The following is a 24,333-nucleotide window of genomic DNA, read 5'->3' on the forward strand; positions in this document are numbered from 1 at the left end:
CCTACAATGCGCCGCCGCCGTATGGCGTGCGCTTTGCAGATTCAAACAAATAATAAGGAGCGGCTCGATCATGTCGTCCCCACAATTCTCACGACGAAAATTCCTTGTTTCTTCCTTGCTCGCGTTGCCCGCATTGGGCATCGCCGTGCATGGCATGAGCGCTGCGCAGGTTGCGGAAATCGCCGCGCCTGACCTCGCGGCCTATCACCCGGCATTCTTTTCCGCCGATGAATGGCGCTTCGTGCTGGCAGCCTGCGATCGCCTGATTCCCGCCGATGGCCGCGGCCCCGGCGCACTCGAAACCAATGTGCCGATCTTTATCGATCAGCAATTGCACGGCGAATTCGGCCACGAAATCTATCTGCAAGGCCCCTTCGATCTGAAGGCGCCGCCGACGCTCGGCTATCAATTGCCTTATACGCCGCAAGAGATTTATCAGCGCGGTATCAAGACCGTCGACGCATGGTGCGAGCAGCAGCATCAGAAGCGTTTCAGCGAACTCGATGCAGACAAGCAGGACGCCGCACTCAAGGCCATGCAGGCCAATGAGATCGACTTCGCGCAGTTTGGCGAACCGGCGCTCAAAGGCAGTCAGTTCTTTGGCGAAATGCTTTCGGATTCGAAAAACGGCTATCTGTCCGATCCGATTTACGGCGGCAATAAAGGCATGAAAGCGTGGATTGCGATTGGCTTTCCGGGCGCACGCGCGAGCTTTCTGGAGTGGGTCACGCAACATAACGTGAAATACCCGCTCGGCCCCGTGAGCCTCACCGGCATGCGCGCCTGACGCGGTGCTGCCGATCGACTGAAGACAGACAGATTCAAGGAATAACGTGGCAAACATCACTAATGACGCCGTAGACGTCGTGGTCGTCGGGCTGGGCTGGGCCGGTTCGCTCATGAGTATGGAACTGGCGCAGGCGGGCCTGAAAGTGCGCGCGCTGGAGCGCGGCGAGGACCGCAGCAATAGCGACTTCGCGTACCCGAAGCCCGCCGATCAATACGCTTACGCCGTGCGCAACAAGGTCATGGTCACGCCGCGCGATGGCGCGCTGACCGTGCGGCATTCGGCTAACGACACCGCGCTGCCGACCCGCAAATGGGGCGCTTTTGTGCCTGGCACGGGTGTGGGCGGTTCGGGTCTGCACTGGACCGGCGTGCTGATCCGTCCGACGCCAACCGACCTCAAGCTCAAGACTTACGCCGATCAGGCCTACAAGAAAGGCCAGCTCGAAGAAGGCATGCAGGTGCAGGACTTCCCGTTCACGTGGGACGAAATCGAGCCGTATTACGACTTCTTCGACAAGGTCTGCGGCCTCTCGGCGAATACCGGCAATCTGCGCGGCAAGATCATGGAAGGCGGCGATCCGTTCGAAGGGCCGCGCTCGAATCCTGCGCCGCTGCCCGCGCTGGAAGACACGCTTAATACGTCGATGTTCGCCACGGCGGCGCGCAAGCTAGGCTATCACCCGTTTCCGAATCCTTCCGCGAACGTTTCGCGCGCATGGACGAACCCGTATGGTTGCCAGATCGCGCCGTGCAATTACTGCGGCTTCTGCAGCAAGTATCCGTGTCTGAACTTCTCGAAGGCTTCGCCGCAAACGGCGGTGCTCGATGCGCTCAAGCGCATGGACAACTTCTCGTACCGCGTCAACGCGAATGTGCTGCGCGTGGAGTTGCACGAGGACGGCAAGACCGCGAAGGGCGTGACCTACGCGGACGAGCACGGCAACGAAGTGTTCCAGCCCGCGAAGATCGTCGTGCTGGCGGGCTTCCAGTTCGTGAACGTGCGGCTGATGCTGCTTTCGGGTATCGGCAAGCCTTATGACCCGGTCACAGGCAAGGGCACGATCGGCCGTAACTACGCATTCCTGAGTAATGGCGGCGCAACGCTGTTCTTCAAGGACAAGAATTTCAATCCGTTTGCCACGGCCGGCGCGACCGGTCAGATGTTCAACGATGTCTCGCCGGGCAATTTCGACGGGCCTTCGCTCGGGATTATCGGCGGCGCGAAGATTCATAGTTCGCAGTCTTCGGGCGCACCGATCGGCACCGCGCTGCCGCATGGCACGCCTGCCTGGGGCAAGGGCTGGAAAGAGGGCATGCAGGACTGGTACGGCCATTCGATGAAGATCAGCATCACGACGAGCTGCATGTCGTACCGCGATCATTACGTCGATCTCGATCCGAACTATAAAGACCCGTGGGGCCAGCCGCTGCTGCGTATTACGTTCGACTGGAAACAGAACGAACTGAAATTGCAGCAGCATCTGCGCAAGATCGTGCTGGACGTCACAAAGGAACTGAACCCGGATAGTTATTCGGAAAGCTTCCTGTCGCTCGATTCGCACTGGGATATCACGAAGTATGTGTCCACGCACAACGTGGGCGGTGCGGTGATGGGCGATTCGCCGGAAACCAGCGCATTGAACCGCTATTTGCAAAGCTGGGACGTGCACAACGTCTTCGTGCCGGGCGGCAATGCGTTCCCGCAGAACTTCCAGGCGAATCCCACTGCCACGATTGGCGCGATCACGCTGATGGCCGCGCGCGCGATCAAGGAGCAGTACCTCAAGAACCCCGGCCCGCTCGTGCAAGCATGACCATGAAACTATTCAAGACTTTGACGGCTGCAATCATGACGGTTGCAGCAGGCATGGGCATGGCCGCGGCGCATGCTCAAGGACAGACCCAGGACGCGCAGGCCGCGTTGATTCAGCACGGCGCATACCTCGCACGTGCGGGCGATTGCATGGCCTGTCATAGCACGACAGGCAGAAAGCCCTATTCGGGCGGTCTCGCGATCAAGAGCGGTCTGGGTACGATCTACTCGACCAATATCACGCCGGACACGCGCAACGGCATCGGCCATTACACGGAAGCGCAATTCGCGAATGCGTTGCGCAAGGGCATTCGCGCGGACGGCACGAATCTCTATCCGGCGATGCCTTACCCGTCGTATGCGAAGCTGACCGACGCAGACGTGCATGCGCTCTACGTCTATTTCATGCAGGGCGTGACGCCGAGCGACGAGCCTGCTCCGCTCACGAAGCTGAGCTTCCCGTTCAACCAGCGCTGGGGCATGGGGCTGTGGAACTGGGCGTTCTCATCGGACAAGCCTTTCGTGGCACCGGAAGGCGCGAACGCTGAAGTGCAGCGTGGCGCTTATCTGGTCGAAGGCCTGGGCCATTGCGGCAGTTGCCATACGCCGCGCGGTATCGCGATGAACGAGAAGGCCTTCGATGGCAGCGACGCGCGCTATCTTGCGGGCGGCAGCCTCAATGGCTGGAACGTGCCGCCGCTGCGTGGCATCGCGAAGTGGTCGCGCGCGGATATCGTCGATTATCTACAGATGGGGCGTAATAGCCAGGCTTCGGTGGCAGGCGAAATGACGTCGGTGGTGTACAACAGCACCTCGCATCTGAACGACGCCGATCTGAACGCAATCGCCGCTTATCTGCAGAGTCTGGGCAGTGCGCAGACCGTTGCGCGCGCACCTTCTTCAGCGAGCGAAACGGCGGCGCATCTCACGGCGGCGAAGAACCTCACGCTGGGCGAGCGTCTCTATCTCGACAATTGCAGCGCGTGTCACTTCGTACATGGCAACGGCGCGCCGCGTGTGTTCCCGCGTCTGGATGGCGCAAGCATCGTCAATGCGTCGAGTCCCGATGCGCTGCTGCACGTGATGCTCGCGGGCGCGAAAACGCCTTCCACGGCGAAGGCGCCTTCGGTCTTGCCGATGCCCGGTTTCGCGGCTCGCCTGAATGACGATGAAGTGGCCGCGCTGGCTACGTTCGTGCGCAGCGGCTGGTCGAATCGTGCGGCGGCTGTCGACGCGGGCGAAGTCCGCAAGGTGCGTGCAGCGCTGGCAGACCAATAACGCAGCGATATAACGCCGGGTTTTAAATCCGGCGTTAGCCCGGCAGGCCGGTAGCAGGAAGCATGGTCGATTGACCGTGACTTCGGCTACCGGCCTTTTTTTTGACCTTAAGGATTCCCTAAGCCTGACTATGCCTCGTGCGGCCATGCTGCATTGCACTGAATAACAACAATTGTCATTCAACAGAAAAAGCCTGAATAAACCCTGCGACTCATGGAAATCCCGCATGTTTCAGGGGCTTTTGCGAAAGCAGCGAGAAGGGTTCGCATCGCTAGAATGCCTTTCATTAATCGAGAGCCGGCAGCATCGTGTTGCAGGCCAACAATAATGGAGACAGTCGATGCAAACCACTTCTCGCGCGTGGCGCCGCGCTATGCCTGCTCTTGCATTCGCTACCGGCCTGCTGTTCGCCATGGCCACGCCGCACGCACGCGCGGCCGATGACGCCAGCAACAAGATCACCATCATGGTGGGCGGGATTACCAAGCTGATCTATCTGCCCGCGCGTCTGACCGAGCAACTAGGCTATTTCAAGGATGAAGGGCTGGACGTGGAGCTGCTTTCGCAGCCCGCCGGCGTGGATGCGGAAAACGAACTGCTGGCGGGCGCCGTGCAGGGCGTGGTGGGTTTCTACGATCACACTATCGACCTTCAGACTAAAGGTAAGGATGTCAAAGCAATTGTCGTATTCGGACAGGTGCCAGGCGAAGTGGAAATGGTGTCGTCGAAATCCGCCGAGAGCGTTAAATCGATGGCCGATGTCAAAGGCAAAACGCTGGGCGTGACGGGGCTGGGTTCGTCAACGAGCTTTCTCACGCAGTATCTGGCGGGTCAGCACGGCATTGCATCGACCGATTACACCATGCTGCCGGTGGGCGCGGACGCAAGCTTTATCGCTGCGGTCAAGCAAGGGCGTATCGATGCGGGCATGACCACGGAGCCCACGGTTTCCGCGCTGCAAAAGTCCGGCGATGCGAAGGTGCTGGTCGACATGCGCACGCTGGACGGCACGCGCGCCGCGCTCGGCGGCACTTATCCTGCCGCGAGCCTCTATGTGCAGGATGCGTGGGCCGCTACGCACAAGGCGCAGGCCGCGAAACTCGCGCATGCATTCGTGCGCACGATGCAGTTCATCCACACGCATAGCGCGGAAGAGATCGCCGCGAAGATGCCCGACGATTATCAGAAGGACAAGACGCTTTATGTGAGCGCCCTGAAGGCTTCGCTGCCGATGTATACGTCCGACGGCAAGATGCCCGCCGACGGTCCTACGACAGTGCTCAAAGTGCTCGCGAGCTTCAATCCTTCGGTGAAGGGCAAGCACGTGGACCTCGCCAGAACGTGGACGAACGACTTCGTCACTGCGAAATAACTGCGTCGCGTAGCGCGGCTTTGGCGCCCGTCGTGGCGCCCGATCTATCGTGAGATGCCTTTCATGAAGCAAGCTCCAACTTCCACCGCCACGCCTGCGATCGAGTTTCGCTCGGTGTCGTGCCGCTTTATCGCGCCGGACGGCAAGGCGACGGTCGCCTTGCGCGATTTCAGCATGGCCGTTGCGCAAGGCGAATTCGTCGCGATCGTCGGTCCGACCGGCTGCGGCAAATCCACCACGCTCAGCATGATTACGGGCCTGCTCAAGCCGACTGCGGGCGAAGTCCGCGTGATGGGCGCGCCCGTGAACGGCATCGATCCGCGCATCGGCTTTGTGTTTCAGGCCGATGCGGTATTCCCGTGGCGTTCGGTGCTCGACAACGTGGCGGCGGGGCCGCTGTTTCGCGGCCGCTCGAAGAGCGCGGCCTACGACGAAGCCAATACGTGGTTGCGCCGCGTCGGTCTCGACAAGTTCGGCAAGCATTATCCGCATCAACTCTCGGGTGGCATGCGCAAGCGCGTGGCGCTCGCGCAGACCTTCATCAACCGGCCCGAAATCCTGTTGATGGACGAACCGTTTTCGGCACTCGACATGCAGACGCGCACGCTGATGCAGGACGAACTGCTGCAACTGTGGGGCGGCACGGGATCGGTGGTGTTCGTCACGCACGATCTCGAAGAGGCGATTGCGCTGGCCGACCGCGTGTTCGTGCTGACGGCGCGCCCTGCAACGCTCAAGAAGGTCTACGAAATCGACCTGCCGCGCCCGCGCATTACTTCGGAAATCCGCTACGAACCGCGCTTTATCGAAATCTCCCGCGATATCTGGCATGACCTGCGCGAAGAGGTGCAAATTGCCTGACACGCTTGAACTCCGGAAACCGCCCATGACTGCATCCATGCCTTCACCGAATATGTCCGCGTCGCCATCCAATGCGTCGCTCGATGGCCATGCGCTCGCGCAGATCGAGCGCCTCGCACAACGCCGCATACGGCAGCGTCATGCGCTCGTGATCGGCCTGCGCGTGCTTGTGCTCGTTGTCGTGCTTGGCGGCTGGGAACTCGCGGGACGCCACAAGTGGATCGATCCGTTCTTCTTCTCGATGCCTTCGCTGATCTATCTGCAGATCGTCGACTGGTTTCAGAATGGAACTTCGCAAGGGCCGCTGCTGTTGCAGGTGTGGGTCACGCTGGAAGAGACCGTGCTGGGCTTTCTGATTGGCGCTGCTGGCGGCGTGGTGTGCGGCGTGCTGTTGGGCCGCAACAAGCTGCTCTCGGACGTGTTCAGCATCTATATCAAGGTCGCCAATTCGATTCCGCGTGTCGTGCTGGGGTCGGTGTTCGTGATTGCGCTTGGCCTGGGGATGGCATCGAAAGTCGCGCTTGCGGTGGTCATGGTGTTCTTCGTGGTGTTCGGCAATGCGTTTCAGGGCGTGCGCGAAGCGGATCGTTACATGATCGCAAACGCGCAGATACTCGGCGCGTCGCGTCGCCAGGTGACCACGTCGGTTGTGATTCCATCGGCGCTCTCGTGGATTCTGGCGAGCCTGCATGTGAGCTTTGGTTTTGCGCTGGTCGGTGCGGTAGTGGGTGAATTCCTCGGCTCGAAGCAGGGCATTGGCCTGCTGATTTCAACGGCGCAAGGCGCATTCAATGCGAGTGGCGTGTTCGCCGCGATGATCGTCCTCGCAGTGGTTGCGCTCTCAACGGATTATCTGCTGAGCGCACTTGAAAAGCGTTTGCTGAGATGGCGGCCCGCCGCATTCTGATGCTCGAATAACGGTCGTGCAGAAAAGAGAAGAACGGCAATTGCCGTCCCGCGTCCAACGCGGGACGGCTTTGTATGGGGGGCGTGACATGGTGCATAGCCTGCGTGCGCGTTTGCTGTTGTGGTTGTTGCTGCCGCTGGCGGCTTTCGTGCTGGTGGCGGGCGGCGTGTCCTACGATGCCGCGCGACAGACCGCCAATCTGCTGCAGGACAGTGCGTTACTGGCTTCGGCGCGCACGATTATCGAAGATGTCGATTGGGATAACGGTGCGTTGATTGCGACGATTCCGCCCGCCGCGCTGGAGTTGTTCGAATCGCCGTATCAGGATCAGGTCTTTTATAAAGTGCTCGCGGGCAAAGGGCGTTTGCTGGTGGGCGCGCCCGATCTTCCCGCGCCGCCTGCGGGCCTGGCATTGCCCGCCTGGTATGACAGCCGCTATGCCGGCATGCCCATTCGCGCCGTGGCCTACGAGCGCCTGCTCTACGATTCCGGTCATGCCGAACGCGTCACGGTTATCGTCGGTAAAACGATGGCCTCGCGCCAGGCCATGATCGACGGGCTGTGGCGGCCGCAACTCTTGCGGCAAGGGCTGATGCTCGCGCTCGTCATGCTGCTCGTACCGCTCGGGCTTACACTCGAATTGCGCCCGCTCATGCGGCTAAAAGACGACGTTGCCGATCGCGAACCCACGCAACTCGAACCGATTCGCCCGGATCATTTGCCTTCGGAACTCAGGCCGATTGTCGATGCGATCAATCAGTGCATTGCGCGTCTCAAAGTGCATGCGTCGACCCAACGCCAGTTTATTGCCGATGCCGCGCATCAACTGCGCACGCCGCTGACGCTGCTGGCGACGCAAACGCAGTTCGCAAGCCAGTGCGACGCGCGCGACCCGGCGCTGTCCGCCGCGCTCAAGGGCGTACATCGCACCAGCCAGAAAATGGCTGAATTAACGAGTCAGTTATTACTGCTGGCGCAGGCGGAATCGATGGCGTCGCCGGGCGTTGCGACGCGCGTGTCGCTTGCCGCGGTGTTGTCGTCCGTGCTCGAAGAGTTGATTCAGGCCGCGCAGCATCGCGATATCGATCTGGGCGCGGAACTCGACGAGCGCGTGAGCGTAGCGGGCAATGCGGGATTGATCGCGTCGCTGGCTTCCAATCTGATCGATAACGCAATCCGCTATACGCAGCGCGGCGGCAGCGTGACGGCGCTATGCCGCCGCGAAGGTGACGAAGCGGTGCTTCAGGTGATCGATAACGGACCGGGCATTCCGGCCGAAGCGCGCGCGCATGTATTCGAGCGCTTTTATCGCGTGGCGAACGATACCGAAGGCACGGGGCTGGGACTTGCGATCGTGCATCAGGTTGCGCGCTCGCATGGTGGATCGGTGACGATCGCATCCGGCGCGGCGCGCGTCGGACTGATTGTGACCGTGCGTTTGCCGCTCTGGCGTGAGTGAGGAGAGAACATGAAACTGCTGCTGGTGGAAGACAACGCAGAACTGTCGCACTGGATCGTCAATCTGTTGCGCGCCGAGCAATTCACCGTGGATGCAGTAGCCGATGGTGAAGCCGCCGATTCGGTGCTGCATACCCAGCGCTACGACGTCGTGCTGCTCGATATGCGCTTGCCGCGCATGAGCGGCAAGGACGTGCTCAACCGTCTGCGAAGGCGGCGCGATAACGTGCCGGTACTCATGCTCACGGCGCACGGTTCGATCGACGACAAGGTGGCATGTTTCAGCGCGGGCGCGGACGATTACGTGGTCAAGCCCTTCGATAGCCGCGAACTGGTGGCGCGCATCAAGGCGCTGGTGCGCAGGCAAACGGGCGAGAAGTCGGGGCGTCTGACTTGCGGCGATCTGGAATACGTTTCGGATACGCGCGAATTCCGCCATCACGATACCGTGCTGAACCTGCGTCGCCGCGAGCATTCGATACTCGAGGCGCTCATGCTTCAGCAAGGTAAAACCGTCTCCAAACATGTGCTGATGGAACGTATCTTCAGCATGGACGACGAACCGAGCGCCGATGCTATCGACCTCTATATTCACCGCCTGCGCAAGCATCTTGCGGATTCGAGCGCGCAGATCATGACGCTGCGCGGCCTGGGTTATATCCTGCGCGCGAAAGCCGTGCCGGTACACGAACACGAACGTATCGAAAGCGCCTAAGTATTGGTGAATTCACTTAGGCCTCCAAAGGATGCGGGAAAGGAGCGCGAAGGATTCAACCCTCTAGGATTCGTCTCATCCGTTGAACGCAGAACGAGCCGGTGCAAGCCGACGAAAACCGGCAAGCAACCGACTGCGTTCGCAGCGGAACCATCAGAACTTCAACGCAGCACTCTGAGGAGACAATCTTGAAGAAACAACATCTCGCACTGACCGTGGCGGCTGGCGCATTGGCGGCAGGCAGCGCGCACGCCCAATCGAGCGTTCAACTCTATGGCCTGCTGGATCTGAGCGTGCCCACCTATCAGACGCACGCGGACGCCGCCGGTAATCACGTAGTCGGGATGGGTCTGGGCGGCGAACCGTGGTTCAGCGGCAGCCGTTGGGGCCTCAAGGGCGCAGAAGATATCGGTGGCGGCACGAAGGTGATTTTCCGGCTCGAAAGCGAATATCGCGTGAGCGACGGGCAGATGGAAGACCCCGGCCAACTGTTCGATCGCGATGCGTGGGTGGGGCTCCAGGACGATCGCTTCGGTAAATTCACGGCCGGTTTCCAGAACACCATTGCGCGGGATGTATCGGCGATTTACGGCGATCCCTATGGCAATGCCAAGCTGACGACGGAAGAGGGCGGCTGGACCAACGCGAATAACTTCAAGCAGATGATTTTCTACGCGGGGAGCGCAACGGGCACGCGCTACAACAATGGCGTGGCGTGGAAGAAGCTGTTCGACAATGGCATCTTTGCCAGCGCTGGCTACGCATTCGGCAATTCGACGAGTTTCGGCAGCAATTCAACCTATCAATTCGCGCTGGGCTACAACGGCCCGGCTTATACCGCGTCCACGTTTTATAGCCATGTGAATCGCGATGGCTTCACGAATCAGGCGTTCTCGGTAGGCGGCAATTACACGTTCGGTATGGTGCGCGCCAACGCCGGTTACTTCCGCTATTGGGGCAATCAGGGCTCGCTCGGCCAGCGCCAGGACAATGCGTGGACCGTCTCGCTCAAACTCGTGCCGAAGGGCGCATTCGATTACGAACTGGGCTATCAGCAGATGCGCACGCACAACGCGGCCTATAACGCGGATGGCGATATTCCGAATGCCAATATCGGCGCCTTCGATCCCACCAGCGGTTTGCACAACGGCTTCAAGGAGACGCTATACGGGTCGGTGTTCTATCACCTGTCCAAACGTACCGAAGTCTATCTGGCAGGCGATTATATGAAACTGCACGGCGGCTATACCGTGGGTTCGACCTACGGCGCGACCAATCAGGTCGAAGTCACCACGGGCGTGCGTACGCGCTTCTAAGCGACACGTCGATCAAGGCGCACGCGCGCCCGCTTGCCGAGCCTCAACTCATGCTCGCGCAGGCCACGGTCGGCGCCGTGTACGCCGAAGGATAAGGCGAAGACGGCCCGCTTAACAGGCGCAGGCGCTGGGTGGCCAGCACATCGGCCTGCGCCTGCTCTCCTGCGGTGAGCGACACCGCGCCGCCCGCCGGCGCGGCCTGGTTGACGCCGCAAATCAGATCCTTGCCGCTCGACAGATGGACCTCGGTCGAGTACGACGACTGCGGTGCCGCTGCGAAACTGCCGGTGCTCCAGAGCGCCGCCGCGCAGGCAAAAATCGCATACATCGGATGAAACTTCATGGCTCGCTCCCGGGGTGAAGTGGTGGGGTGATCCATGTTCAATCAGCGAGCCTCGCCGCGCCAGCCTGAATCCGGAAAATCTATCTTGCATTGAAATAAAGGATCGGAACGCGCGAGCGTGCATGCAAACGTTTGCACATTCGTTTGCGCACTCGATCTAACTTTTTTAATCCTCACTAAACCTGTGACGCGCCATTTGCCATTCCTTACTAACTACGGCGCATGAATAGCGGTTTAAGCATCAATATTGGGGTTTCTACTCATCTCGCCCGATGACTTTCTGGTTGTTGGTCAATTAACAATTGACTACAATTCCGGCGCAAAATGTCTTACCAATCGTTTGTATACCTTACAAAAAGGGCGTGAACAGGCATCCCGATGTCTAGCACGATTAGCCTCTCGATCATGGCAAGCACCGCCCGCCAGGCCTTTGATGCCGACGGGTTGGCGCTGCGCGCGGCAACGGCGGCCGACCGGGATTTCCTTTGTGAGGTGTTCGTCAGCACGCGTGTAGAAGAATTCGCGCGCAGCGGTTGGGAGCCCGAGCGCATCGACGAGGTTTTGCGGCAGCAGTTTCAGTTACAGCACGAGTATTACCGGCAACATTATCCGAACGGTCGTTTCAATATCGTCGAATTGAATGGCGTGCCCGTCGGCCGGCTTTATTACGCGTTGCGCGAGGAGCCGACGGGCGGTGAATGGCGCCTGATCGATATTGCACTGCTGCCGGCGTGGCGCGGCGGCGGTCTTGGTACGCAGCTGATGCATGCGGTATTGGCGCAGGCGTGGCAGCAACGCCGCGCCGTGAGCCTGCATGTCGAACGCGACAATCCCGTGCGCGGTCTGTACCAGCGGCTGGGTTTCGTGAAGACGGGTGAAAACGGGGTTTATGAATCGATGCGGCGCGCCTGCGCCCCGCATGAAATTCACTCGGGGTTGATGTTCCCAATCGAGCAGGATTACTAAAGAATAATGACAACCGGTCGTAAACCGGTCAAGAAGGAACAGAAGCAAGAGCACAAGAAGGGTCCGGCGCTGATAAAGACGCCGTATCGAACTGAGAGAATGCAGGCGCGCAGGGCTGGCGGCGTGGAATACGCCGTTTGTCGCGCCGACCGCCGGGGGGCGCCGTGTCAGATATACCGACTCATGCCGAGCTGCGTGCTGCGCTCGGCCATATCTTTACGCTGGCCTCGGCAGACGAGGCGGCGCTCGCGCTGGTGCAGACGCGTCTTATCGCGGCACCGGAAGGCGTGCCCATGAACGACGGGTACGAATGCTACAGCGCGCACTTCGAACTTCCTCCCCAGATTCAGCTTGCGCAGGATACCTACCGTTTTATCGCCGATAACGGCCACATGTGGATGCTGTTCGCCACGCCGATCATGCCGATGAAAAGCGGCGCAGGCGTGCTCTGCGCGATCGTGCATCGCGAGAAACCCACCTCGAATTCCCAACCCGCAAACGAAGCGGCCCACAACGCGGACGCAGCCTGCTAGGCAAGTTGCCCGGCACAGTCCGCCGTTTTTCCTGCATGTCTTAACCACTTTTTCTGGAGGCAGCATGTCCGATCCGTTCATCGGTGAAATTCGTATGGTGGGTTTTAATTTCGCACCGCAAGGCTGGGCGTTTTGCCAGGGGCAGCAGATGTCGATTACGCAGAACCAGGCGCTGTTCGCGTTGCTCGGCACGACCTATGGCGGCAATGGCATCCAGACCTTCGGTCTGCCCGATCTGCGCGGCCGCGCGCCGGTGGGCTTCGGTCAGGGATTGGGGCTGTCGGCGATCGAACTCGGCGAGGCTGCAGGCACCGAAAACGTCACGCTCACGCAGGCGCAACTGCCGGCGCACACGCACCAGGCCACGGCGACGCCGGGAGCGCCCATGACGGCGCCGGTCAACATTCCGGCTTCGACGGCCACCACGGGCCTGCAGGGCGAGCCGAGCAGCAACACCGTGCTGGGCACCGTGAGTTCGGGCGGGCGCACGAGCAACTTCTATGTGTCGGGCGACGGCAACGTCACGCTCAAGCCTTTCAACGTTTCGGTCAGTGCCAGTGCGCCGACGGTCACGGTGCAGCCCACCGGACAGAGCCTGCCGCTTGGCCTGCGCAACCCGTATCTGGGCGTGAATTTCATTATTTCGCTGAACGGGATTTTCCCCTCGCGCGGTTAAGCACGCGTCACTCGTATTGCCGTCGCGGTTCGCGCGTGGAGTCATCGTCATGAAGAAGATCGTCAAACAGATCCTGGCGCGCTGGAACACCAGCGCAGTCGTTCGTACGCCGCGCACTGCCGCTGCGCCGCTGATGCTGGCTCTCGAACCGCGTGTGGTGTATGACGCCTCGGTGGCTGCGGCGGCGCCTGCAGCGCATACGCATGAAGCGGCGCACGAGCATGCGCACGAAGGCGCGCATCGCAGCCAGGCTGAGACGCATCCGGCCACGACGAACACCACGAGCACCGCGACCGGCGATGCGTCGTCTTCGTCGTCTTCGTCGCAGGCGTCCAGCGCGAAGCCCGCGAAGACCGCGAGCGGCACCACGGACGGCACGAATAACAGCGCGACCAGCAGCACCGCGAGCAGCGCAACCGCCACCACCGACACGACCCAGGCCGCCACCGTCACCGCACTCGAAGCGGCCGTCACGACGCGCGACACCAGCGGCGCGCATCAGGTGGTATTCGTCGATCCGGGCGTGGCGAACTATCAGTCGCTGCTCACCGGCCTGCCCACGGGCACGCAGGTCGTGATTCTCGACGCCAATAGCGACGGCTTCGCGCAGATCGCGCAATACCTGCAAACGCATTCGGGCGTGAGCGCGATTCACCTGATCTCGCACGGCGCCGATGGCGAAATCCAGGCCGGTTCGGCATGGCTGAATCTGGGCGATCTCTCGCAGTACAGCGCGGAGCTTTCCGCGATCGGCGCGGCGATGAAACCGGGCGGCGATTTCCTGATCTACGGCTGCGACGTGGCGCAGGACGCATCGGGCCAGGCGCTGGTCCAGCAGATCGCGGCGCTCACGCACCTGAACGTTGCGGCCTCAACGGACCCGACCGGCGCGAGCGCGCTCGGCGGCGACTGGACGCTCGAATATCAGGTGGGCGACGTGCACACCGACGTGATCGTTTCGGCGGCGGCCGAGCGGCAATACGACGGCCTGCTCGCGCAAAGCGTCGAGAACTTCAACGTGTCCTTCGATACCAATTCGAGCGTGACCTCGTTCACGCTGGACGGCATCACCTACACGACCAATGTGGCGGTGGAAACGGCCGTGAGCACGGACCCCTACATGCAGGCGCTTTCCGCGGCGAGCGCAAACTCCGGCGCGCTGATTATCGACACGCAAGGGGTAGGCGGCGTCAATTCGGTCACGATCTCGCTCGCGGGCGGCAAGCATATCAATCTGGAGACGCTCGACATCGACGTGCTCGCCGACGCCAACGTGACGATTACCGCCGACGGCAACACGGCCGACGCCATCGTCATCAACAGCAACGACTTATACACCGCAGAAGAAATCAGCTTCGCCGGTCACAGTTCGTTTGCCAACGCCAGCACCATCACGATCACGGGCGGCAACATGGTGCTGAACCTTGGCCGCATGGTGTACAGCGACCCCGCGCCCGTTCTGACCAATACGACCAACGCGACGACGAACTACACGGCGGGCTCGGGCGCCACGGTCATCGACAATACGGTTACCGTGACCGATGCCAACGGCCTCGCGCCGCAAACCGCCACGGTGACGATCAGCAGCGGCGCGCAGAATTCGGATGTGCTGAGCTTCTCGAACACGAATGCATCGCTGTACGGCAACCTCTCGGGCACGTACAACAGCTCGACGCACGTGCTCACGCTCTCGTCCTCCGGCAATACCGCGACGCTCGCGCAATGGCAGGCGGCGCTGGACGCCGTGACGTTTTCGAGCTCGACCGGCGCGACCGCGGGCAATCGCACCGTCACCTACGCCGTGAACGACGGCTACGCCAACAGCAACACCGTCACGCACACGGTTGCGCTGACCGAGGTGTTCTCGCTGACTTCGGGCAGCGGCAGCACGACGTTCGTGCAGGCGGATAACGCCACCTCCATGCCGGTCACGGTCGATAGCGGCATCACGATCAGCGACCCGTTCAGCAGCACCGCGCACAGCGCGACGGTTTCGATCACGAGCGGCTACGACGCCACTGGCGATGTGCTTTCGTTCACCACCAGCGCCTCGACCGGCGATATCGCCGGCAGCTATAGCGCCGGCGTGCTCACGCTGACTTCGGCGAGCGGCAACGCCACCATCGCGCAATGGCAGGCGGCGCTGCAATCGGTGCAATACACCGATACCTCGGCGTACGCGAGCGGCTCGCGCACGATCTCGTTCTCGATGAACGATGGCACGCACACCAGCACGACCTCGACGCACACGGTCACGGTGCAGCACACCGACCAGACGCCGCTGCTCGCCGACAGCGGCGGCAGCACGTCCTATGTCGCGGGCGGCAGCGCCGTGACGCTCGACGGCGCGCTGACGCTCAGCGACGCCGATAACACCACGCTCGCTTCGGCGACCATCCGCATCGCCTCGGGCTACACGAGCGGCGACATTCTTCTGTTCACGGCCAACGCCAGCAGCTTCGGCAATATCAGCGCGGCTTATACGGGCGGCGTGCTGACCTTGTCGTCGGCGGGCGCGACGGCCACGCTCGCACAGTGGCAGGCGGCGCTCGATTCCATCGGCTTCAGTTCGTCGACGAGCACGACTTCGAGCACGCGCGACGTCACGTTCAGCATCAGCGACGGCACGAAGTCCAGTGCGCTGCTGCATCGCACGGTGGCCGTCACGGCGGGTCCGTCGATCGTGCTGGATTCCGGTTCGGCGGCTTTCGTGGCGGGCGATAACGTTGCGTCCACACCGGTTTCCATCGACTCGGGTCTGATCTTGAGCGACGCTGCGAGCACGACGCTGTCCAGCGCGACGGTTGCACTCACCGGCAATTTCCACGCGGGCGAAGACGTGCTGTCGTTCACCAACGACGGCTCGACGATGGGCAATATCGTCGCCAGCTATAACGCGGCGACGGGCGTGCTCACGCTGTCGTCGACGGGCGCTTCGGCCACGCTCGCGCAGTGGCAAGCGGCGCTGCGCTCGGTGACGTACACCGACGTGGCCGTCACGCCGAATTCGGCGACCCGCACCGTGAGCTTCCAGATCAACGACGGCTCGCAGTCGAGCCCGACCGCAACGCGCACCGTCACCGTGACGGACACCGACCAGACGCCGCTCCTGAGCGACAGCGGCGGCTCGACTTCGTATGTGGCGGGCGCTTCGGCCACGGCGATCGACAGCGGGCTGAGCGTGAGCGATCTCGACAACACGACGCTCTCTACGGCCACGATCTCGATCTCGTCGGGCTTCGTGAACGGCGATGCGCTGTCGTACGTGAACACCGGCTCGTTCGGCAACATCGTCGGCGTGTACAACGCGGGCACGGGCGTGCTCACGCTGTCTTCCTCGGGCGCGACGGCGACGCTCGCACAATGGCAGGCCGCGCTCGACGCAGTGAGTTTCTCGACCGCAAGCGGGGCGAGCGGCGGCACGCGCACGGTCTCGTTCTCGGTGAACGACGGCGTGAAAAGCAGCGCGGCGCTGACCCATGACGTCGTGGTGGCGAGCGGGCCGATGGTGACGACCGATAGCGGATCGGCGTCGTTTGTTGCGGGCGACAACTCCGCGTCCACGCCGGTCACCATCGATTCGGGGCTGACGCTCAGCGACGCCTTGAGCAGCACGCTCGCGAGCGCCACCGTGTCGATCACCGGCAATTTCCAGGCGGGCGAAGACGTGCTGTGGTTCACCAACGACGGCTCGACGATGGGCAATATCGCTGCCAGCTACAACGCGGCGACGGGCGTGCTCACGCTGTCGTCGAATGGCGCGTCGGCCACGCTCGCGCAGTGGCAATCGGCGCTGAGTTCGGTGATGTACACCGACACGGCCGTTACGCCGAATCCCGCAACGCGCACCGTGAGCTTCCAGATCAACGACGGCTCGCTCTCCAGCCCGGTCGCAACGCGCACCGTGACCGTGACGGACACCGACCAGACGCCGGTCCTCAGCGGCAGCGGGGCGAACGTGACGTTCACGGCGGCCGACAACACCACGTCCACGCCAGTGACGCTCGCGAGCGACCTGACGCTTTCGGATCTGGACAACACCACGCTGGCTTCGGCGAGCGTGAGCATCGTCGGCAACTTCCAGAACAGCGACATCCTGAGTTTCACGAACACCAACACGTCGCTGTTCGGCAACATCGTGGCGAGCTACAACGCCGGAACCGGCGTGCTGACGCTGACTTCGTCGGGCGCGGTTGCGACGCTCGCGCAGTGGAGCAATGCGCTGGAGTCGATCACGTACACGTCGAGCGCGGTGACGCCGGTGGCCTCCACGCGCACCGTGGCCTTCACGGTCAGCGACGGCACGAAGTCGAGCACGGCCTACACCGTGGGCGTGCAGGTGAGCGATACCGACCAGACGCCGCTCATCGGCGGCTCGAACGGCAGCGTGACCTTCACGCAGGCGGACAACGCGACCTCCACGCCCGTGACGATCGACAGCGGCATCACGCTCAGCGACCGCGATAACAGCACGCTGGCATCGGCAACGGTTTCGATCGGCAATTTCGATAACCAGGGCGATGTGATCGGCTTCGTGAACGATGGCTCGTCGATGGGCAATATCGTCGGCGTCTACGATGCGGGCACGGGCGTGCTCACGCTCTCGTCGAATGGCGCCACGGCCACGCTCGCGCAGTGGCAATCGGCGCTGCGCTCGCTCACCTTCACGGATACGGCGGTGACGCCCAGCAGCGCGACGCGCACGATCAGCTTCGTGGTCAGCGACGGCACGAAGACCAGCACGGCCTGGACGCGCGACGTCAGTGTGGTGGGCACCGACCAGACGCCGCTGCTCGCGGCCAGCAGCGGATCGACCACCTTCACGGCGGGCGACAACACGGCCTCCACGCCGGTGGCAATCGACACGGGCATCACGCTGTCCGACCTCGACAGCCCGACGATGAGTTCCGCAACCGTGGCCATCAGCGGCAATTTCCACGCGGGCGAGGATGTGCTGGCGCTGGGCGCGGGCAGCTTCGGCGACATCAGCGGGAGCTACGACGCCGCCACGGGCGTGCTGACGCTTTCTTCTGCGGGCGCTTCGACGCTCGCGCAATGGCAGGCCGCGCTGCGCTCGGTGACCTATACCGATACCGCGATCACGCCGGACGCCGCAGACCGCACGATCGCCTTCAGCGTGAACGACGGCACGAAGAACAGCGTGACGGTGACGAAGATCGTGAGCGTGGTGGATACGGACCAGACGCCGGTGCTCACCGGTACGCAAAGCGGCATCTCGTACCTGCAGGGCACATCGGCGCAGAACATCGACAGCGGCATGACGCTGAGCGACCGCGACAGCCTGACCACGCCCTCGCTGCCGATGACCATCACGGTGGATTTCGCCTCGGGCTTCCAGAGCGGCGACACGCTGACGCTGAACTACAACGCCGCGACCATGGGCACGGGTCTTTCGGTGACCTTCAACACGGCCAATGGCGAACTGGTCATCACGGCGTCGGGCGGCAAGACCATGGCGCAGTGGGACGCGATCCTCGACGGCATCCAGTTTTCGACCACCACGAGCGTGACGGCCGGCACCCGCACGCTGACGATTACCGCCAACGACGGCACCAAAACCAGCACGGCGCTGGGCTATACGATCGACGTGCGCAGTTCCGCGCCGGTGCTCACGAGCACGGGCAGCGTCGGCGCGACGTTTGTTGGCGGCGACAACGCAGCGGGCGCGAACGTGACCGTGGACAGCGGTTTGACGCTGACCGATCCGCTCGGCAACGTGGTGCAGAGCGCGACCGTGGCGATCACCGGCAATCTGCATAGCGCGGAAGACGTGCTCGGCTTCATCGCCGATAGCAGCAACGGCACGACCGGCAATATCGCGGGTTCATACGACAGCGCCACAGGCGTGCTCACGCTCACGTCGGCTGGCGGCACGGCTACGCTCGCGCAATGGCAGGCGGCGCTGCGCTCGGTGTATTTCGCCGATACGGCTTCCGTGCCCAACAGCGATACGCGCACGATCAGCTTCAGCGTGAGCGACGGCACGCAGTCGAGCGCAACCATCGCGCGCGCGGTCAGCGTCACGGCCACGCATCAGACGCTGATCGTGAGCGCCGGCGACGGTTCTCCGCTCACGTATACGGCCAGTGCGAAGGCCCCGGCGCTCGATATCGGCACGGGCATCACGCTGACCGATCTGAACGCCACGCCGCCGACGTCGGCGAGCATTGCTTTCAGCGGCACGTTCGACGCGCAGCACGATCTGCTGATCTTCACCTCTAGCGCCGCAACCGGCGATATCACCGGCAGCTACGACGCCGCCACGGGCGTGCTCAAGCTGACTTCGGCGAGCGGCACGGCGACGCTGGCGCAATGGCAGGCGGCGCTCAACAGCATCGGCTATCGCGATACGCAGGCCGAGCGCCACGACAGCACGCGCACGATCGCCTTCACCGTGAGCGACGCCAACTCCACCAGCGCAGCCGCTACGCGCACGGTGCAGATCGCGGGCGTGGCCGATCCGGTCGGCACGCCGATCCTGCCGCAGCCGCCCGTGGTGAGGCCGCCGGTGACGCCGTCGTTCGCGCCGCCGCCGGTGAGCACGCCGTTTGCGAATCCGCTGATCGCCAACGACGACAGCGGCCATAACGACGGCGTGTCGAATCCGCTCATCGTGCTCGACTCGCTCGCGCCGGTCGCGGACGTCGGCACGCTGGTGGTGCCCGCGAGCCATACGTTCACGGTCGATGGCGTGCACGGCCGCTCGCTGGGCGACACGCACGTCGACGCGCTCGATTCGCTGCTGCCCGCCGATGCGCGCGACGCCACGGACTCCGCGCAATGGCTGCCGGTATTGCAGGTGCAGGTGCTCACGCACGCCGACGGCGCATTCGCGCTCTCGCTGATGTCGATGACGGCGAACCACGGCATGCGCATGATCGATGCGTCCGCAACCAATGCGGCGATCACGCAGGCCGATGGCGCACCGTTGCCCGCGTGGCTGCACTACGACGCGCAAAGCGGCGAACTGAGCGGCGTGCCGCCCAAGGGCGTGCATGAGGTGCGCGTGATGGTGTCGGTGCGCGATGCGTTCGGTCATGTCACGCGCCGCGAAGTCGTGGTTTCGCTCGATGCAGGCAACAACGGACACAGCGCGCACGATGCCCGGGCGGACAAGGCCGCGCCGTCACACAAGAGCCCGGGCGCGAAGCCCGCGCCGCACGCTTCGCTGGCCAAGCCGTCGCTCGCCGCGCAGTTCGCGAGTGCGCACGCGGCGCTGCATGTGGCGCACCCGCTGGCGGCGCAGACGGCCGCTCACGATGCACAACCCACCGCGTCAGGGCAGCACGCATGAACGCGCGGTCCCTTAGCGATATTTCAATCCTGGAAAAGAGATCAACTGTCGTGAAATCCCTGTCGCTTGCGGTGCGTGCACCGCGCCCCACGCTGGTCGCGGTATCCGTCGCCCTGTTGTGGCTGTCGGGCTGTGCGATCAAGCCCACTCCGTTCACCGACGCCGAACGCGCGCAAACCGCGCAGGCCGACCGCACGTCGATGTTCGCGAACCAGCAGCCCGTGACAGGGCCGATCTCGCTCGACGAAGCGATGGCGCGCGCGATCCGCTACAACCTCGATCATCGGCTGAAGATGATGGAAGAGGCGCTCGCGCAGCGTCAGCTCGATCTGTCGAATTTCGATCTGCTGCCCAAACTCACGGCGCAGGCCGGTTATACGAACCGTAATCATCCGCTCGCTTCGTCGTCGCAAGGTCTGTACACGAACGAGCAGTCGCTGATTCCGTCGTACTCGACCGATCAGAACGATCGCACGGCCGATCTCACGCTTTCGTGGAATCTGCTCGACTTCGGCGTGAGTTATTACGAAGCGAAGGAGCAGGCCGACCGCGTGCTGGTGCTCGAACAGCGCCGCCGCAAGGTCGTGCAACTGATGATGCAGCAGGTGCGCGAAGCCTACTGGCAGGCGGTGGGCGCACAGCGTCTGCGCGATCGTATCGGGCCGCTGCTCGATCAGGCGCACGCGGCGCTCGACGATTCGCGCGCGACGCAGCAACAAGGGCTGCGTTCGCCGATCGATACGCTCAACTATCAGCACGCGCTGCTCGACCTGATGCGTCAGCTCGAAGCCGTGCGCGATCAACTCGAAGAAGCCAAGCCGCGGCTGGCCTCGTTGATGAATCTGGAGCCGGGCAAGGATTACACGCTGGCGGCTACCGAAGATTTCGCGGTGCCGCAGTTCGACATGGCCATGCCGCAGATGGAAGACATGGCGCTGCAACGTCGCCCTGAGCTGGTTGAAGCGGGCTATAACGAGCGCATCAGCGTCAATGAAACGCACAAGGCGATGGCGAAAATGCTGCCGGGTATCGAGCTCGAACTCGGCGGCCATTACGATAGCAACAGCTTCCTTGTCTATAACGCGTGGCGCGCGGCCGGTATCAGCGTGAGCTGGAATCTGCTGAATCTGCTCAATTACAAGGCGATTCACGGTACGGCCGAAGCGCAACTCGAAGTCGCTAAAACGCAGCGTATGGCGCTGAGCATGGCGGTGCTCACGCAGGTGCACGTGGCGCGCAGCGAACTGGGTGCGAAGGAGCGCCAGTTCGTGCTGCTCAAACAGCTCAACGATGTCGATCAGCAGATTCTCCAGCACACGCGCAATGCGACGCTGGCGAATGCGCAGGGCAAGCTCGAGGAAATTCGCGTGGCGACGAGCGCGATGATGTCCGAATTGCGCCTCTATCAAAGCTATGGCGAGCTGGAAAGCGCCTATGGGCAGATGCTGGCGACGCTCGGCCTCGATCCGGTGCCCGATAACGTGCGCGGACACGATATTGCCTCGCTCAAGGAATCGATCGGCGAAGAACAGAAGCGTTGGGATCTGCTTGCGCATGGCGGCGTGCCGCCCGTTGCGCAACCGGGACCGACCACCACCGCAGCGGCAGCAGCAGGAGTTTCGCAGCAATGAAGCAGTGTGCAATACAGCAGTGGGTTCGACCGGTGGCGCTGATGCTGGGCGTTGCGTTGATCGCGGCATCGTCGGCTTGGGGTGCAGCGCCTGCTGCGCCAGTCGCCGCGGCGCCTTCCATCGCAGCACCGGCCGCATCGGCTGCTTCGTCTGATGCAGGCGATGGCAAGATCCGCATTCAGCTGGTGTCGCGCGATCAGGTGGACGTATCGAGCGAAATCTCGGCGAAGATCGCCGCGCTGCCGTTCCGCGACGGCGACGCGTTCCGCGCGGGGCAAACGCTCGTGTCGCTCGATTGCTCGCTCTACAGCGCGCAGTTGCGCAAGGCCCAGGCCGATTCCGATGGCGCGCGCGATCTGCTCGACGTGAACCGCAAGCTCGTGGCGCTGCATTCGGTGGGCGAACTCGAAGTGCAGCAGGCCGAAGCCAAACACAAGGCGAGCGCCGCCGAAGTCGCCTATATGCAGGCGACGGTGCGCAAATGCACGATATCCGCGCCGTTCGACGGCCGCGTGTCGAAGCGCAGCGCCGCGCCGCAGCAGTTCGCCGAGGCGGGCAAGCCGCTGCTGACGATCGTCGATACGAGCCATCTCGAACTCAAGATGATCGTGCCGTCGAAGTGGCTGATGTGGCTCAAGCCCGGCCATCCGTTGAGCGTGCAAGTCGATGAAACCGGCAAGACCTATCCGGCGAAGGTGGCACGGATTGGCGCGCGCGTCGATCCGGTGACGCAGACGGTCGATGTGACGGCCGCGCTCAGCGCCAACGCGGCTGACCTGCTGCCCGGCATGAGCGGCTGGGCCACTTTCCCGGCGCACTGAAATCATGAGCGAGTCGGGCACGCCCAGCGGCGCAGGGCAGGATACCGCGCAAAACGACGCACCGAGCGGAGAACAGCGCGGAGAACAGCGCGGCGCGCAAAGCAGCGCGCCTCATGTCCGCATCGAAGGCCAACAGCTGGCGGTGCTCTGGCAACTGGGCGCGCGCGCACGCGCGGCCAGCAGCGAGGCGACGCTCGGCTTCACCATCGTCAACGAAACGCTTGCGCTGCTGCCGTACCGGCAGGCGGCGTGGTGGCGCGGCAGTGCGCCGGGCGCGATTGCCGCGGTGTCGGGCTTGCCGCAAAGCGATGCCAACGCACCTTACGTGCAGTGGCTGGGCGCGCTCTGCAAGGCGCTGGCGCGCACGGCGCCTGCCGCGCCCGATGCCGAAGCCGCCGCACGCGTGGAAGGGCAGCCCGCGCCGGTGCTGCCCGCGCGGCCGCACGTGCGGACCTTTACCGCCGACGATCTGCGCGCCGACGCCCCGCATGTCGCCGACGAATGGCAAGCCTGGTGGCCCGCGCACGGCGCGTGGCTGCCGCTGACGAGCCGCGATGGCCGCGCGCATGGCGGCGTGGTGCTCGCACGCGACGACGCGTGGAGCGCGACCGATTGCGCGCTGCTCGAAGAACTGGGCCTGGTCTGGAGTCATGCGCTCGATGCGTTCGCGCCGCGCGCCTCGTGGCTCGAACGCGCGCGTGCGTTGCTCAAGCCGGGGCGCACGCAGCGCCGCGTGCTGATCGGGCTCGCGCTGGCCTGCATGATCCCGCTGCGCCTGACCGTGCTCGCGCCCGCCGAAGTCACGCCGAAGGACCCGTTCGTGGTGCGTGCACCGCTGGACGGCGTGATCGACAGGCTTTACGTGCAGCCGAACCAGCCGGTGCAGCGCGGCACGCCGCTGCTCGGACTCGACGCCACCACGCTGCAATCGCGCTACGCGGTCGCGCGCAAGGACTTCGACACGGCGCAGGAAGAGTTTCGCCAGACCGCCCAGCTTGCCGTCACCGACGACCGCACGCGACTCGATATGGCCGAGCGCAAGGGCAAGCTCGACCAGAGCCAGGTGACGCTCGACTACACCGCGCAGCAACTCGCGCGCGTGAAGGTGAGCGCGTCGCGCGCGGGCGTTGCAGTATTTAGCGATCCGAACGAATGGACCGGCAAGGCGGTGGCCGTAGGCGAGCGTATTCTGCTGATCGCCGATCCGTCGCATGTGGAACTGACCGCTTGGCTGCCCGTCGCCGATAACATCGACGTGAAGCCGGGCGCGACGCTCACGCTTTACCCGAAGAGTTCGCCGCTGGCGAGCTACGACGCGCACATCGACTCGATCGCCTATCGTGCCGAACCGACGCCCGAAGGCGTGCTGGCCTATCGCGTGCGCGCGAGTTTCGCGGCGGGCGAGGCGAATGCACCGCTTGGCGCGATGGGCACGGCGCGCATCCACGGATCGTGGGTGCCGGCGATCTACTACGTGCTTCGCCGCCCGCTGGCGCTGGCGCGCCAATGGCTTGGCTGGTGACGCCAGGCACTTCGCAA

The 24,333-nt window shown here is 63.2% G+C and carries 17 protein-coding genes; 16 read left to right on the forward strand and 1 reads right to left on the reverse strand.

All coding sequences use genetic code 11. The features are described 5' to 3' along the window. Positions 1-70: 70 nt before the first annotated feature. The 9 genes from U5A67_RS17940 to U5A67_RS17980 all read left to right on the forward strand — a co-directional run bounded on the left by U5A67_RS17940 (position 71) and on the right by U5A67_RS17980 (position 10,509). Positions 71-787: a gluconate 2-dehydrogenase subunit 3 family protein gene (locus U5A67_RS17940; protein ID WP_205980714.1), complete on the forward strand. Its 717-nt coding sequence runs from the start codon at positions 71-73 to the stop codon at positions 785-787. Positions 788-833: 46 nt separating this feature from the next. Next, complete coding sequence (locus U5A67_RS17945) at positions 834-2,603, forward strand: GMC family oxidoreductase (protein ID WP_205980715.1); 1,770 nt, start codon at positions 834-836, stop codon at positions 2,601-2,603. After that, positions 2,600-3,880, forward strand: coding sequence for a cytochrome c (locus tag U5A67_RS17950; protein WP_321959730.1), 1,281 nt, complete (start codon positions 2,600-2,602; stop codon positions 3,878-3,880). Before U5A67_RS17945 ends, U5A67_RS17950 begins: the two co-directional genes overlap by 4 nt. 340 nt (positions 3,881-4,220) lie before the next feature. Continuing rightward, positions 4,221-5,252 carry an ABC transporter substrate-binding protein gene (locus U5A67_RS17955; protein WP_415767865.1) on the forward strand — a complete coding sequence of 344 codons (1,032 nt, stop codon included), beginning with the start codon at positions 4,221-4,223 and terminating at the stop codon, positions 5,250-5,252. Between the two features lie 63 nt (positions 5,253-5,315). Then, positions 5,316-6,113 carry an ABC transporter ATP-binding protein gene (locus U5A67_RS17960; RefSeq protein ID WP_205980717.1) on the forward strand — a complete coding sequence of 266 codons (798 nt, stop codon included), beginning with the start codon at positions 5,316-5,318 and terminating at the stop codon, positions 6,111-6,113. Positions 6,114-6,165: 52 nt separating this feature from the next. After that, a complete protein-coding gene (locus U5A67_RS17965; protein WP_415767874.1) occupies positions 6,166-7,020 on the forward strand; it encodes an ABC transporter permease in 855 nt (284 codons plus the stop codon). A gap of 88 nt (positions 7,021-7,108) precedes the next feature. After that, a complete protein-coding gene (locus tag U5A67_RS17970) occupies positions 7,109-8,479 on the forward strand; it encodes a sensor histidine kinase (protein WP_321815537.1) in 1,371 nt (456 codons plus the stop codon). A gap of 9 nt (positions 8,480-8,488) precedes the next feature. Next, the gene (locus U5A67_RS17975) at positions 8,489-9,193 is read left to right on the forward strand and encodes a response regulator (RefSeq protein ID WP_321815538.1); all 705 of its coding nucleotides are present in this window, start codon (positions 8,489-8,491) and stop codon (positions 9,191-9,193) included. A gap of 188 nt (positions 9,194-9,381) precedes the next feature. Then, entirely contained in the window at positions 9,382-10,509 is a 1,128-nt protein-coding gene (locus U5A67_RS17980; protein WP_321815539.1) for a porin, read from the forward strand. A gap of 43 nt (positions 10,510-10,552) precedes the next feature. Here the strand turns inward: U5A67_RS17980 and U5A67_RS17985 are convergent, their stop codons facing one another. Next, positions 10,553-10,852, reverse strand: coding sequence for a hypothetical protein (locus tag U5A67_RS17985; RefSeq protein ID WP_205981084.1), 300 nt, complete (start codon positions 10,850-10,852; stop codon positions 10,553-10,555). A 405-nt stretch (positions 10,853-11,257) separates the two neighbouring features. Here U5A67_RS17985 and U5A67_RS17990 point away from each other — a divergent pair, with 405 nt between their 5' ends. The 7 genes from U5A67_RS17990 to U5A67_RS18020 all read left to right on the forward strand — a co-directional run bounded on the left by U5A67_RS17990 (position 11,258) and on the right by U5A67_RS18020 (position 24,316). After that, entirely contained in the window at positions 11,258-11,818 is a 561-nt protein-coding gene (locus U5A67_RS17990; protein ID WP_321815540.1) for a GNAT family N-acetyltransferase, read from the forward strand. Between the two features lie 164 nt (positions 11,819-11,982). Beyond that, positions 11,983-12,351, forward strand: a complete 369-nt coding sequence (locus U5A67_RS17995) for a DUF6916 family protein (RefSeq protein WP_321815541.1) — start codon at positions 11,983-11,985, stop codon at positions 12,349-12,351. Positions 12,352-12,415: 64 nt separating this feature from the next. Further along, the gene (locus U5A67_RS18000; RefSeq protein WP_321815542.1) at positions 12,416-13,027 is read left to right on the forward strand and encodes a phage tail protein; all 612 of its coding nucleotides are present in this window, start codon (positions 12,416-12,418) and stop codon (positions 13,025-13,027) included. Between the two features lie 49 nt (positions 13,028-13,076). Continuing rightward, the gene (locus U5A67_RS18005; protein ID WP_321815543.1) at positions 13,077-20,342 is read left to right on the forward strand and encodes a DUF4347 domain-containing protein; all 7,266 of its coding nucleotides are present in this window, start codon (positions 13,077-13,079) and stop codon (positions 20,340-20,342) included. Further along, complete coding sequence (locus U5A67_RS18010; protein WP_321815544.1) at positions 20,339-21,973, forward strand: TolC family protein; 1,635 nt, start codon at positions 20,339-20,341, stop codon at positions 21,971-21,973. Before U5A67_RS18005 ends, U5A67_RS18010 begins: the two co-directional genes overlap by 4 nt. Positions 21,974-22,014: 41 nt before the next feature. Then, positions 22,015-22,794, forward strand: a complete 780-nt coding sequence (locus U5A67_RS18015; RefSeq protein WP_321815718.1) for an efflux RND transporter periplasmic adaptor subunit — start codon at positions 22,015-22,017, stop codon at positions 22,792-22,794. A 4-nt stretch (positions 22,795-22,798) separates the two neighbouring features. Further along, the gene (locus U5A67_RS18020) at positions 22,799-24,316 is read left to right on the forward strand and encodes an efflux RND transporter periplasmic adaptor subunit (RefSeq protein WP_321815545.1); all 1,518 of its coding nucleotides are present in this window, start codon (positions 22,799-22,801) and stop codon (positions 24,314-24,316) included. The last annotated feature ends 17 nt before the right edge of the window (positions 24,317-24,333 follow it).

It is taken from the genome of Paraburkholderia sp. J69-1 (genome assembly GCF_905220255.1).
In the GTDB taxonomy this organism is placed as follows: Bacteria; Pseudomonadota; Gammaproteobacteria; order Burkholderiales; family Burkholderiaceae; genus Paraburkholderia.

Excerpts from the sequence above, each read along its gene's own strand:
- U5A67_RS17965 (WP_415767874.1), top strand. The coding sequence starts at position 6,166 with ATGTCCGCGTCGCCATCCAATGCGTCGCTCGATGGCCATGCGCTCGCG.
- U5A67_RS17960 (WP_205980717.1), top strand. The coding sequence starts at position 5,316 with ATGAAGCAAGCTCCAACTTCCACCGCCACGCCTGCGATCGAGTTTCGC.
- U5A67_RS17985 (WP_205981084.1), bottom strand. The coding sequence starts at position 10,852 with ATGAAGTTTCATCCGATGTATGCGATTTTTGCCTGCGCGGCGGCGCTC.
- U5A67_RS18000 (WP_321815542.1), top strand. The coding sequence starts at position 12,416 with ATGTCCGATCCGTTCATCGGTGAAATTCGTATGGTGGGTTTTAATTTC.
- U5A67_RS17955 (WP_415767865.1), top strand. The coding sequence starts at position 4,221 with ATGCAAACCACTTCTCGCGCGTGGCGCCGCGCTATGCCTGCTCTTGCA.
- U5A67_RS18005 (WP_321815543.1), top strand. The coding sequence starts at position 13,077 with ATGAAGAAGATCGTCAAACAGATCCTGGCGCGCTGGAACACCAGCGCA.
- U5A67_RS17950 (WP_321959730.1), top strand. The coding sequence starts at position 2,600 with ATGACCATGAAACTATTCAAGACTTTGACGGCTGCAATCATGACGGTT.
- U5A67_RS18010 (WP_321815544.1), top strand. The coding sequence starts at position 20,339 with ATGAACGCGCGGTCCCTTAGCGATATTTCAATCCTGGAAAAGAGATCA.
- U5A67_RS17975 (WP_321815538.1), top strand. The coding sequence starts at position 8,489 with ATGAAACTGCTGCTGGTGGAAGACAACGCAGAACTGTCGCACTGGATC.
- U5A67_RS18020 (WP_321815545.1), top strand. The coding sequence starts at position 22,799 with ATGAGCGAGTCGGGCACGCCCAGCGGCGCAGGGCAGGATACCGCGCAA.
- U5A67_RS18015 (WP_321815718.1), top strand. The coding sequence starts at position 22,015 with ATGCTGGGCGTTGCGTTGATCGCGGCATCGTCGGCTTGGGGTGCAGCG.
- U5A67_RS17970 (WP_321815537.1), top strand. The coding sequence starts at position 7,109 with ATGGTGCATAGCCTGCGTGCGCGTTTGCTGTTGTGGTTGTTGCTGCCG.
- U5A67_RS17940 (WP_205980714.1), top strand. The coding sequence starts at position 71 with ATGTCGTCCCCACAATTCTCACGACGAAAATTCCTTGTTTCTTCCTTG.
- U5A67_RS17990 (WP_321815540.1), top strand. The coding sequence starts at position 11,258 with ATGGCAAGCACCGCCCGCCAGGCCTTTGATGCCGACGGGTTGGCGCTG.